The 12,359-nt window shown below is 59.7% G+C and carries 10 protein-coding genes and 2 tRNA genes; 5 read left to right on the forward strand and 7 right to left on the reverse strand.

Features of this window, described 5'->3' with window-relative positions; genetic code table 11:
• Positions 1-189: 189 nt before the first annotated feature.
• The gene (locus FIV03_RS13985) at positions 190-1,665 is read left to right on the forward strand and encodes an MFS transporter (protein ID WP_152509974.1); all 1,476 of its coding nucleotides are present in this window, start codon (positions 190-192) and stop codon (positions 1,663-1,665) included.
• Positions 1,666-1,674: 9 nt separating this feature from the next.
• On the opposite strand, the gene FIV03_RS13990 is transcribed toward FIV03_RS13985, so the two are convergent.
• The 5 genes from FIV03_RS13990 to FIV03_RS14010 form a co-directional block, all read right to left on the reverse strand.
• Positions 1,675-3,144, reverse strand: a complete 1,470-nt coding sequence (locus tag FIV03_RS13990; RefSeq protein ID WP_152509975.1) for an MFS transporter — start codon at positions 3,142-3,144, stop codon at positions 1,675-1,677.
• 170 nt (positions 3,145-3,314) lie between these two features.
• On the reverse strand, positions 3,315-3,869 hold the full coding sequence (locus FIV03_RS13995) for an RNA 2'-phosphotransferase (protein ID WP_152509976.1): 555 nt from the start codon (positions 3,867-3,869) through the stop codon (positions 3,315-3,317).
• A 164-nt stretch (positions 3,870-4,033) separates the two neighbouring features.
• Entirely contained in the window at positions 4,034-5,188 is a 1,155-nt protein-coding gene (locus FIV03_RS14000; RefSeq protein WP_152505854.1) for a slipin family protein, read from the reverse strand.
• 389 nt (positions 5,189-5,577) lie between these two features.
• A tRNA-Leu gene (locus FIV03_RS14005) sits at positions 5,578-5,650 on the reverse strand.
• Positions 5,651-5,723: transfer RNA gene (locus FIV03_RS14010), tRNA-Thr, on the reverse strand.
• A gap of 371 nt (positions 5,724-6,094) precedes the next feature.
• Here FIV03_RS14010 and FIV03_RS14015 point away from each other — a divergent pair.
• From FIV03_RS14015 to FIV03_RS14030, 4 genes are all read left to right on the forward strand, one after another.
• A complete protein-coding gene (locus FIV03_RS14015; RefSeq protein ID WP_022997944.1) occupies positions 6,095-6,535 on the forward strand; it encodes a ketosteroid isomerase-related protein in 441 nt (146 codons plus the stop codon).
• A 263-nt stretch (positions 6,536-6,798) separates the two neighbouring features.
• A complete protein-coding gene (locus tag FIV03_RS14020) occupies positions 6,799-7,401 on the forward strand; it encodes a TetR/AcrR family transcriptional regulator (RefSeq protein ID WP_055655691.1) in 603 nt (200 codons plus the stop codon).
• Between the two features lie 2 nt (positions 7,402-7,403).
• Positions 7,404-8,285 carry an SDR family oxidoreductase gene (locus tag FIV03_RS14025; protein ID WP_209009664.1) on the forward strand — a complete coding sequence of 294 codons (882 nt, stop codon included), beginning with the start codon at positions 7,404-7,406 and terminating at the stop codon, positions 8,283-8,285.
• Positions 8,282-8,971 (forward strand): SDR family NAD(P)-dependent oxidoreductase, encoded by a 690-nt coding sequence (locus tag FIV03_RS14030; protein WP_152509978.1) that lies wholly within the window; start codon positions 8,282-8,284, stop codon positions 8,969-8,971. Before FIV03_RS14025 ends, FIV03_RS14030 begins: the two co-directional genes overlap by 4 nt.
• Before the next feature lie 57 nt (positions 8,972-9,028).
• On the opposite strand, the gene metK is transcribed toward FIV03_RS14030, so the two are convergent.
• Together metK and FIV03_RS14040 are read right to left on the reverse strand one after the other, a co-directional pair.
• Entirely contained in the window at positions 9,029-10,216 is a 1,188-nt protein-coding gene (gene metK, locus FIV03_RS14035; protein WP_152509979.1) for a methionine adenosyltransferase, read from the reverse strand.
• A gap of 85 nt (positions 10,217-10,301) precedes the next feature.
• On the reverse strand, positions 10,302-11,993 hold the full coding sequence (locus FIV03_RS14040; RefSeq protein ID WP_152509980.1) for a methyltransferase domain-containing protein: 1,692 nt from the start codon (positions 11,991-11,993) through the stop codon (positions 10,302-10,304).
• Between the last annotated feature and the right edge of the window lie 366 nt (positions 11,994-12,359).

The raw sequence follows: 12,359 nt of genomic DNA on the forward strand, positions 1-12,359 counted from the left end.
CTGCTTATCGCGACCAGGAGACGGTTCGTGCATGAAGAAGACCTTCGTTGCTGCAGAACAGGCAAAGGTCACCCGAGTTGAAGCGGCAGTTTTCTTCGAGTGAAAGTTTACGTAACGACAATCACCAGAATTTCATAACCGTCAGTCTATCCTTCTCCTGCTTTCCCGAATGGCAATCGGAGGGATTTCATGAGCGACGTCCAGCAGACCTTCTCCACCGCATCAGTTGCAAGCCTCGATAGTCCGCAGGCCTATATCGAGGAGACACCGATCTGGCGCGATGGTACGGACGTCGACAGTTCCATCCTGACCGGCATGCAGTGGCGTATCTGGTGGCTGGCCTGCGCCGGCAAGTTCTTTGAAGGCATGGTTGTCTTCATGACCGGCATCGCACTGCCGCTGATCGGGCGGGAATTCAAATTGACAGCGGTGGAGCACGGGCTTGTCAGTTCGGCGATCCTGTTCGGCATCCTGATCGGGGCGACAGCACTGGGCGGGCTTGCGGACCGGTTTGGACGAAGGGCGATGTTCATCGTCGAGATGGCGCTCTTCATCGCCTTTCTGCTGGTGCTTTCGATAGCACCGAACCTTTCGATTACCCTGATAGCCCTCTTTGGTGTGGGCCTGGCGCTCGGCTGTGACTATCCGACGGCGCATATGGTGATCTCGGAGAACATTCCGGCGCGGGCGCGTGGACGGATGGTTCTGGGAGCTTTCAGTTTTCAAGCTGTCGGGGCATTGTCGGGTACAGGTCTTGCCTTTCTGACGCTCACCTGGTTTCCGGACCCCGAAGCCTGGCGCTGGATGTATCTGACGGCCGTTCCGCCTGCTCTTCTGATCCTGGCCGGCCGCTTCTTTGTTCCGGAAAGCTCCAACTGGCTGATCGTGAGGGGACGGGTGGCAGAAGCGGAAACCGCACTGCTGAGATTGCTGAACCGGCGCCCCAGATATCCGAGTGAAATTTCACTGAAGGCTGAAACAGCCGGTTCGCCGCATGCGCACAAGGTCAAGTGGAGCCGGTTTTTGACAGACCGGAAACTGCGCAAGGCGACGATCTTTGCGTCGGTTCCCTGGTTCTTGCAGGATCTCGGGACATATGGCATCGGCATTTTCACGCCGGTCATCCTGGCCAGTTCAATTGGCAACAAGCGCGAGCACGCACAGTCGCTCTCAGATCTGGTCTACAACGATCTGCTTGCAGCGAAAGGTGCCGCTCTGATCGACGTCCTGCTGATTGTCGGCATTGTCTTTGCCGTGATGTTCACTGACCGGATCGGCCGTGTCCGCCTTCAGGTGATCGGTTTCATCGGCTGCGCCGTTGGTCTGGCGATTGCGGCTTCAGGCAACCATGCAGGGCCTGTATGGGACGTCCCCCTGATCTTTGCAGGCTTCATGCTGTTCAACTTCATGACCAACATGGGTCCGAATGCGCAGACCTACCTGATTGCCGGCGAGGTGTTTCCTGTCGCCTATCGCGGCACGGGGGCGGGCCTTGCGGCGTCCTTCGCCAAGATAGGCGCGGTTCTGACTGCCTTCCTGTTTCCGATTCTGCTCAAGGACCTGGGAACGGACGTGCTGCTGGCCGGCCTCGTGGTTACCTCGCTGCTGGGAGCGGTGGTGACGTGGGTCTACCGGATCGAGACGCGCGGTGCCGACCTCGGGTGAGGGGGGCGGCTATTCGCTTGCGATGGCGCTTTCCCGTGCAGTCAATCTGTGACGTAGCACCAGCATCGCCAGGGCTGGAACCAGTGTCAGGCCCGCATTGATGTAGAAGACGGAAGCGCCGGACCGCGCGACGGCTTCCCGGGTGAGCAGTTCTTCCGATCCCGGAGCAACAAGACCGGTGACAATTGCGATCAGTCCGGTAAGGCCGCCGCCGATGGCGATACCGGCAGAGGAAATGGTCGGCAGGATGCTGGAGACCAGGTTCTGGTCTTCGCCCTCGGCGATGTACATCAGCGAACGCATCAGGATCTGGTTGCACAGCCCGTGGCCGGCACCGGCAACCACGGCAGCGAGCGCAAACAAAGGCAGCGACGCGGTCGTGATCGCAAGAGCTGTCAGGGTCAAGCCGCCGGCGATCAGGAATGGACCGGTCGTCAGATAGGTCAGTTCGCGCTGCCGCGACGGTGCACGGGAAGAGATGACGGCGAAGATCGACCAGGAGAAGGCGAGCCCGGCGGCAACATAACTTGCCTGCGTCACGCTGAGACCCCAGTAGACCTGGCCGACCGTCGTCACGAAAACCGCCCGCACCGCAGCGGCAGCGGAAATGAGGAACACGATCCAGGTGCCGAGGCCGATCAGGGTCTGCGCCCGGAAGGCATCGCGCGGGAAAAGGCGATGCGGGCTTGCGGCGTCAAAGGTCAGCAGCAGCGCTGCGGTTGCCAGACCGGCTGCAATCGTCAGCGCAAGCGGCAGGGGCGCATGCAGCTCGCCTATCACGGTCAGGAGAAAGATGCTTGCTGCCAGCAGGGCAAGGCGAACCAGTAAACGGACCGGCAAACTTCTGGCCGTGGGGCCGCTTGCGGTGGCCGGGCGGACTGCGTGCGCAGGCAAGGCCGTGTTCATCAGGACGAACAGCAGCAGCACGAAGGGTATGTTGATCAGGAAGGCGGCGCGCCACGACCAGAGTTCGGACAGCAAGCCGGCCGAAACCGGCCCGATACCCGCTGCAACGGCCCAGACCCCTGCCAGCAAGGCAAAGACACGCGGGGCGATGTTGCTGGGGAAGAGATCCGGGATCAGCGAATAGCACAGTGCGATGATCATGCCTTCGCCGAAGCCCTGCAGGGCGCGTCCGGCAATCAGCCCTTCCAGAGATGTCGAGAGACCCGCGAGCACCGATCCACCCGCAAGCAGGAGGGACGCCAGCAGGAAGGGACTGCGGGCACCGAAACGAACCTTTGCTGCGCCAGTGAGGCAGCCCGCCAGGATTGCCATCATTTCAAAGGAGGAAAATACCCAGAAGGCACGGTCCTGCCCGCCAAGATCGCGGATGATGTCCGGCAGGACAGCGGTGGTAACAAAGCCATTGATGGCGTGAGATCCTACCCCGAGTACCAGCGCCAGTGTGCCGGCCGCACGGTCCGGTGAAAAGAGTGACGGGCTGACGGGCGGGAGCGCTGGCGAGCTGATGGACATGGCAACCTCGATAAAGAAAGTATTTTCTTTATATATTCAGCTTCGGAAATAAAGAAAGAGATATATTTTTTTATCTTGGTGCCGGTATGCGTGAGGGGGGAGTCATTGAAGGCCCTTGGTTCATGCCGGTCCAGACCATGTAACCAGGAATGCCGAATTCGCGAAGAGGCCTACTTTGGACGGGCTTCGTTCAGTGCCAGAAAATGTGCGGGAACTGCATCCGTCAGCCAGACGCCGTTCTCCGTTCTGTAAAACGTGTGCCCCTTCGTCTGCATTGCGCTGGCCGCGACCTGAAGAATTGCAGGTTTGCCGTGTCGGCTTCCGACCTTGTGCGCGGTGTCGCGATCCGGTGACAGATGCACATGGTGCCGGGCCATAGGTTTCAGGCCTTCGGCCAGAATGGGCGGCAGAAAACGTGTTGCCGTTCCGTGGAACAGGAACTCCGGAGGCTGTAAAGCGGTGAGGCCCAGTTCAATGTCAATCGAATGCCCCTGACGTGCGCGAATGTGTTTGCCGTCTTTGGAGAACTCGAAGCGTTTCTTGTCGTTGGTCGCGACCACTCTTTCCAGCTGATCCCTTTTGCAATCAAGGCCGAGGGCTCTTAAGGCGTCAAGGACATCAGCTACGGCAGCCCAACCGCCGTCTGACAGGATCAAACCGGCGTCTTCCGGTTTGTGCCTTAGCCAGAAAGACAGGCGTTTCGAGATCTTTGTGTCTGTTTTCATTGTCTTTTTCTTTAAATTATACTGTTTTCAAATTCTGCGATCCCTGCGAAAGCGGGCGAGCGCACCCTCAATCGAGGTGACCTGGTGACAGGACCTGGACAGCCATGGTCTGGAAGGGCCGCGCTGAAACAGAAACGGCGCAGGTTGCCCCGCGCCGTTCTGGCTCATGCCGCGTTGTCGTCCCGAAGCCGGACGAGGTCGTTCATAAGGCCTCCGGTTCCGTTGTGGACCGTGAGCCGGTCGACCTTGCCGGCAATGGCTTCGAGCGCTTCGAGCTCCTTGAGCCGAAGCATGACCGGGTTTTCAGCCATGACCTTGGCCGTGTTGAGAAGCGAACGGGTTGCGTTCGTTTCTTCACGACGCCGGATCACGTTGGCTTCGGCTTCCTTTTCGGCAGCCACCACCTTGTTGAGGATCTCGCGCATTTCGCCTGGAAGGATCACGTCCTTGAGGACGATGTCGGAGACCTCGACACCGATTTCAGCCATGTCGGCCTTGATCTTGGCGGCCGCTTCCGCGTTGACCTCCCCCTTCTTTTCAAGGATCTGGTCGAGCTTGAGCGCGCCGAGCTGCTTGCGGAACACAAGCTGCAAAGCCCGGTAGAGCGTGTCGGTGAAGTCCTTCACCTCGGTTGCGGCCTTCACCGGGTCAACCACACGGTAATCCGCGGAGAGGTTGATCCGGATGGTAACGCGGTCGAGGGTCAAGACTTCCTGACCGGTGACGTCGAGAGCCTGACGCTTGAGGTCGATGACCTTCTGCGTCACGGTTCGGCCTGCCTTCCAGAAGGCATGCACCCCGGCTTCAAGCACCTTGGTGAGCACGCCATCCATGAAGAGGAGGGCGACGCTGCCGTCGGTCACCGGCACGATCACGAACTGCTGCGTCTGACGGGCATCCCCGAGCCGGCGCATGAGCTTCTGCGTGAGGGCCGGGTCGGCAGCTGTGTCGATGACCTCGAAGGTCCACGGGCCGGCATCCGTCCACAGGACAAGCCGCTCGTCCGGACCAAGCACGGTGTGGATACGGTTGTCCCGTTCCACAATCGCCACTTCACCCGGTCCGGTCCGGATAACGGTCAAGTGCTCTTCGGCAACTTGCGGAAGCTTATCGAAGAGCGCCTTCTCGTAGGCCGACCGGAACTGGGGCATTGCCATCGACTGGCGCTCGATCACCAGGGTGCCACGGCCATTCTCGAGGCTGTGTTCACCGGGTCCGAGAATACCCTGGAGCTCTCCCTTGCAGATGTGGAGGGCCCGTTCCGTTTCAGAAATCACTACGCGGGTTCGCCCGCGGATCTTGTCGAGAAAAGTCGTCATTTCGATAATCCTTCCAATGCGCTAAGGCACGTGGTTGTCCTTTCCGGTGTTGAAGATGGTTGGAGGTTGAGGAAACCGGTCGCTCGTCATGAGGCGTCCGGGGTGAAACGATGAGACCCGAAGAGAGCACGAGGTCTCCCGGCGGGCCCGTGGCGAGAGGGCGTAGCAGCGGCAATGCGGGTTCCACCCGTTCGAAAACAGGCGGTTCCGGCAAAGCGGCGGCAGAGCCTTCGCCAAAGGCCGGGCGAAGCGACCTGGCGTCGGCGGTCAGGACACTTTCACCCGAAGGCAAAAGGGCCAGTCCGCGTTCGCAAGACCTCTCCAGGTCCCCTATGGAACAGCTTGCATAGCTGCTGGCGTGACAGGCCAGTTCGGCGTTGGAGGCCGTGTTTTTGGAGAGGGATTCGAACCCCCGTTTAGCGGAAACTAAATCCGGTGCCTTTACCAATTGGCTATCCAAAACTCACAAGACAGGATTCGAACCTGTGACTTTCAGGCAACTTGCCTGACGCTCTAACCCCTGAGCTACATGTGATGGTACCTGATCCACCAGAACAGCATCCGTACATGAGTGGGCAGGGCCTGATCATGCGGGTGGCGAAAAATGGCCGAACCGTTGATGTCTGTGCCAGTATGATGACCGGTGATGAGTTGATACTTCGAGAGCGGGTGCCAATGCAACCGGCAATTTCAAGAGAAGTGATGTTTGTTGCTAATGTGATACAGTATGTAGCATTTTTATCACTTCAACATCGGGCGCCGGCTGTCGCCCTGGGCGGGGACTTTGGTTGGTTTGAAGCGGTTTCGGTGAAGAACCGTAAACCGCAATCTCCTCGACCTCTTGCGCCGGGAAGGCGGCGAAGGCAAACTCCCGGCCAGATTGTGTTTCCGCCCCTGCGAGGACCTATGGCCAACAAACAGTCCCGGTTTCTGATCGATACCTATTTTGCTGCCTTCAATGCAGGCGATACCAAGAAAATGGAAAGCCTGGTTGCCGACGACCTGATCCATGACGTCAACCAGGGCGAACGCCGTGTCGGCAAGGACAAGTTCTGGTCCTTCAACGTTCACATGACGCGCTGCTACAAGGAGCGGCTCAGCGACATCGTTCTGTTCGTCAGTGAAGACGGGACACGGGCTGCTGCCGAGTTCATCGTCCATGGCAGCTATATCGGCACCGATAGCGGATTGCCGCCCGCGAACGGTCAGACCTACAAGCTGCCGGCGGGCAGCTTTTTCGAGATCCGCAATGGTCAAATTGCCCGCATCACCACCTATTACAACCTTCAGGACTGGATCGACCAGGTGACGGAAGGCGCGGGTGAAAAAGTGCCGGAAGAGGCTTGAGCCAAAACCCCGCTTCTGTGTGAGCAGAGCCGGACCGGCGAAATTCATTTGATCAATCAGCTCTCCGTGGTCATTCGCGGGGAGCTTTTTTGTTTCTGAGAAGGGCGATCTCCTCATTGATCGTCGCACACACGCAACCGTGAAGTTCGTTTCATTGACGATTATTATTAGACCAGTCTATTTCTAATTCAACGAACGCCACTGACAATGCGCTGCATCAGCCGGATTAGCGGTGTCAGAAGTCCCTGACGAAAGGAATCCCCTTGGCCAGAATACGCAACGAAGCTGCCTACGAGACCGCGAAGACCCGTCTTCTGGATGTCGGTATGACGCTTATCCGGGAAAACAGCTTCGACGGCATCGGGATCAATGACGTGTTGCGGGAAAGTGGCGTGCCGAAGGGGTCTTTCTACCACTACTTCGACACCAAGGAAGACTTCGGTCTCGAGGTGGCGCGTCACTACCACCGGGATCAGCTCGCTTTTGCAAAGGCCTGCCTTTCGGATCGCAAACGCTCGCCGGTAGAGCGGCTGGAAGCATTTTTCTCCGGTGCCCGGGAAGGGATGAAAGACCGTGGCTACGCCCAGGGATGCCTGATGTGCAACCTGTCGACGGAGCTGGCTGACCAGAAACCGGTCTTTCAGGCGGAACTGGACCGTCATTGGCAGGCACTGACCGGTGAACTTGAGATCTGCCTGCGGGAGACGGACCTCTCCCGGATCGGACTGTCTCATCTCTCCCCGGCACAGGCTGCCGACTGGTTGATGAATTCGTGGAGCGGCGCGCTGACGAGAATGAAGGCAAGCCGCAGCGACGAACCCCTGGCGCTGTTCATGCGCACAATCTTCAAGAAGGAAGGGAAATGAAAATGACCACCCAAAAGACAATCCTGATTACCGGTGCAAGCCGGGGTATCGGGTTTCTGACCGCCCAGAAACTCGTGCAGGAAGGCCATATCGTTTATGCGGGCATGCGGGATCTGGACGGCAGAAACGCGGAAGCGGCCAAGGCGCTCAAGCTTTTTGCCGAAGGTCTTCCGGGCAAGCTTGTTACGGTCGATCTGGATGTCGCTGACGAGAAAGGTGTCGAACGGACCGTCGCGGCGGTCGAGGCAGAGCAGCCGATAGATGTTCTGGTCAATAACGCAGGCGTCATGCCTGTTGGTTTGACGGAAGGCTTCACCATGGAGCAGGCAAAGGATCTGTTCGACGTCAATGTCTATGGTGTCATGCATCTGACGCGGGCGGTGCTTCCAGCGATGCGGGCGCGGAAGTCCGGTCTCGTGATCAGTCTCAGTTCGGTTGCAGGCCGGTTCGGCATGCCTTTCTTCGGCCTGTACTGCGCCAGCAAATGGGCGATGGAGGCTTACTGCGAGTCGCTGCATTACGAACTGGAACCGTTCGGGGTCGAGTCCGTTCTGGTTGAGCCGAGTGGCCATGGCACTGACCTGGTGACCTCCGCGCCGGCTCCGGGCGATGCGGTACGGGTTGGGCAATATGGCGACTATTCCAAGGGACGCGACAGGTTGCTTGGCATGTTCCAGGGCATGTTCGATCAGGGCGAAGCCATCACCGATGCGGGCAACGTCGCGACCAAGATCCTTGAACTGATCGCAATGGATGGATCGCGGCCGATCCGCACCCAGGTCGGGCAGGATATGGGTGTCACCGCCATCAACGAGGCAACCGCACCGATCCAGGCGCAGCTGGTGAGCGGATTGAAGCCGGTCTATCTGGGAGCCGCATCGTGAGCGGCAATGCCCTGATCGTCGGTGCCGGGCCTGGCCTCAGCGCGTCTCTGGCACGGACGTTTGCCAAGGAAGGCTACAGGGTGTCACTGGCTGCCAGAACTCCCGGGAAGCTGGAAGGGCTTTGCGCTGAAACCGGAGCAAACGCCCATGCCTGCAATGCTGCCGACGCGGCCAGTGTGGCGCGCCTGTTCCAGGACCTCGACGAGGCGGGGACAACGCCGGACCTCGTCGTCTACAACGCCAGTGGCCGCGTCCGCGGACCGGTTGCCGAACTCGATCTTGAGGACGTGCATGCCGCACTGGATGTGACCGCCTTCGGTGCGCTGGCCGTTGCACATGAAGCGGCAAAGCGGATGGTGCCAAAAGGGAAGGGCGTGATGCTGTTCACCGGTGCTTCCGCCGGCATCAAGGGCTTCCCGCAATCAGCGCCCTTTGCCATGGGCAAGTTCGCCTTGCGTGGCTTGTGCCAGTCACTTGCCCGGGAATTGTCGCCCCAAAACATCCACGTGGTTCATTTCGTCATCGACGGGGTGATCTACAATCCGGATCGTGGCGCGCCTTATGACGACCCGGACAAGACCCTTCATCCGGATGCAATCGCACGGACGTATCTGGAGATCTCGCGCCAGGACAAAAGCGCCTGGACATCCGAGTTGGAGCTGCGGCCGAGCGTCGAAAAGTTCTGATCCGGTAAACCGAAAGCCCCGGCGCGGCGGATGCCGTGCCGGGGCTTCGCTGTTTTCTTACTCTGCCGCATCCGCACGAGCGCCGAAGTGCCGTGCAAGCTCGTCGGCAAGATCGGTTCTCTCCCAGCCGAAACCGCCGTCTTCTTCCGGTGCGCGGCCGAAGTGGCCGTAAGCAGCAGTGCGCGCGTAGATCGGCTTCGACAGTCCGAGACGCTCGCGAATTCCCCGCGGTGTCAGACGCACCATTTCGCGCAAGGTCTTGCCCAGAGCCACTTCATCCACCTTGCCGGTTCCCTGTGTGTCGACGTAAACGGCGACCGGCTCCGGCACGCCGATGGCATAGGCGAGCTGGATCAGGCATTTGTCGGCAAGGCCGGCGGCGACCACGTTCTTGGCGAGATAGCGCGAGGCATAGGCAGCCGACCGGTCGACCTTGGTCGGGTCCTTGCCGGAAAAGGCGCCGCCACCATGGGGAGCTGCACCGCCGTAGGTGTCGACGATAATCTTGCGCCCCGTGAGGCCGGCATCGCCATCCGGTCCGCCAATCACGAAGCGGCCAGTCGGGTTGATGTAGATCCGGTTATCGGGAACGGTCCAGCCGACGGGCAAGGCATGCAGGATGAACGGCAAAACCGCTTCGCGCACTTCTTCCTGGCTGACATTTTCGCCGTGCTGAGTGGAAACGACCACGGCATCGATGCCGGTCGGACGGCCGTTTTCATAGCGAAGCGTCACCTGGCTCTTGGAGTCCGGGCCAAGGCGCGGTTCGCGCCCGGATTTCCGGGCTTCGGCCATGGTGCGCAGGATCTTGTGCGACAACAGGATCGGCGCAGGCATCAGCTCCTCGGTCTCGTTGCAGGCATAGCCGAACATGATGCCCTGGTCGCCGGCTCCTTCCTCGCCCTTGTCGCCTTCATCGACGCCCATGGCGATGTCGGCCGACTGACGGTGCAGGCGGTTGACCACTTCCAGCGTCTGCCAGTGGAAACCTTCCTGTTCGTAGCCGATGTCGCGGACGGCTTCACGCACCAGGCTCTCAACGGTATCGAGGACCTGGTCGGGGCCACGAACTTCCCCGGCGATGGTGACGTGATTGGTGGTGGTCAGCGTTTCACAGGCAACGCGGGCGTCAGGGTCCTGTTCCAGGAAAGCGTCCAGAATGGTGTCGGATATCCGGTCGCAGACCTTGTCCGGGTGTCCCTCGGAAACGGATTCACTGGTGAATAGCCAGGATCTTTGCGTCATTGCGCGCTCCTTGTCGTTTTGGAAAGGATAGTCCTGCCCGGGGCGGTGTATGGCGCCCGGGCAGGGAGATCGGGAAGGAAGGGGATCAGACAGGCTTGCGGAACAGCTGGATGCCCCAGGCCAGCTGGCCGGCGTCCGCAGCATCGACCCAGTTCATGAGCCCAAGCGCCATCTTGTCGAGATAGTCGGCGGAAGCGCCTTCGTTGCGCAGCTTGTCGTAGTTGGCGAGAAGCTCCTCGCGTACCCGGAAATAGTGATTGCGCAGCTGCTGCGTCATGTCCCGTTGTTCGACGGTTTCAAAGCCCAGTGCTTCTGCCGTCTCGCGGTAGAAGCGCATCGACCCCAGGCTGTTGAGCTGCAGGCGGTCATAAACCGGCTGGAGGGCTTTCGGGTCGGCATCATCGGCCTGCATCGGGTCAGTGAAGATGAAATAGCCGCCCGGCTTCAGCACCCGGTGGACTTCCTGCAGCACCTTGTGGCGCTGGTCGGAGTGCAGGATCGCATCCTGGCTCCAGACAATGTCGAAGCTTTCCGGCTGCTCAGGAATATCCTCGAAGACGCCGTGCTCGACGCGGATCTTGTCCTTGAAACCCTGCTGGATGTTGCGGTGCCGGTTGGTGTCGTTCTGGACATCGGAAATGTTCAGGCAGACCGCGCTGCAGTCACTGGCCTTGACCAGCTTGCGCATCGCGCCGCCATAACCGGAGCCGATGTCGAGAACCTTCGCATCCGCACCAAGATTGGGCAGCATGCCGGCCATCTCGTCGATGGTGAGGTCCGACGCTTCGCGAATGTTGCTGGTGTTGTCATAAAGACCGATGTGAAGGTCCTGGCCGCCCCAGACAAGGCTGTAGAAGGTGTCGGCGTCGTCGCTGTCGTAGTAGCTTTCGGCAACTTCGCGGATATCCGTTTTGCCGTCTTCAGGGCGCGCGCCACCCCAGCGAACCAGGTGCAGGCTGGATTTTTCGGCAATGTGGATGAAGAAATCCGGATCGTTTTCCGCAAAGGTCTCCTGGAAGTCACCATAGGTGCGGACGCGCTCGAAGCCTGCCTCCGACAGGAGGCGGCGCATGTAGTTCTTGCGGATGGGGCACATGTTGAGCGTGTACTCGGCCCCATCGGGAAAACTGTATTTGAAGCGGGCGAGGCCTTCGTCCATATGCACCGGTTCGGCCTTCACCTTCTTTCCGGCATAATAGTATTTGTGCTTGTTGGAATAGCCCTGATCTAGCATCGCATCGTAGTTGCGCTGATCGATGATCAGGATGCCGTCGTGTTTGAGCGCGGCATAGAATTCGGCAAGCGCCCGGCGGCGGTCCAGTTCGTCGTGCAAGTGGGTGAAGGAGTTGCCGAGGCAGATGATGGCGTCGTATTTGCCCTGAATGTCCCGGTTCAGCCAACGCCAGTCAGCCTGTACCGTCTTCAGGATCATGCCGCGTTTCTGGCCGTTCTGGAACGCCTTTGCCAGCATGGCAGCAGAGCCGTCGGCCGAGGTCACGTTGAAGCCTGCGCGCGTCAGCCTTACGGAGTGGAAGCCGGTTCCGGTTGCGACATCAAGCACGGTTTCCTTGCCGCGGGCGCGCAGCACGTCCATGAAGAACTGTCCCTCGCTGTCGGCGCGCGCGTCCCAGTCGATCAACTCGTCCCACTTTTCCACGAACGACATGATGTATTCGCCGCGGTAGAGATCCGTTTCCCGGTCTGCGATCGGATCCCGGCCATAAGCCTGCTCGTCCAGTTGCAATTCGGCATTGGCGGACAGCTGTTGAGCCTGCATGGATAGCGTCTCCTTTTTAAGGCGCGCGATGCCGCACGGAACGGGCCGCAGCGTGCACGCGCTCATGCACCGCCCGGAGGTCGGGCAGCGAGCGTCGGAATGGTTCTGTTACAAGCCCGGCGGGAGGTGCATAGGTGCACTGGACGGAATTTAGCCGATCCTTTGCGCGAAGGATCGAGTGCCGGACTTTTCAGGAAGGCGCACAATGCAGCAAAAGGATGCTGCAGGTGCGGAAGATGGGCTGTTGGAAGCCCTGTCCATCCGCTGGTGAAGCGGTGTGCGCCTTTCGGTCATTGGATGCCGGGACCTTAACAAACACCGGTTTCATTACAACAGCCGGTCTTGGAAAAATCGGGAATGAACCGA

Source organism: Labrenzia sp. THAF187b (genome assembly GCF_009363375.1).
GTDB lineage: Bacteria > Pseudomonadota > Alphaproteobacteria > Rhizobiales > Stappiaceae > Roseibium > Roseibium algicola.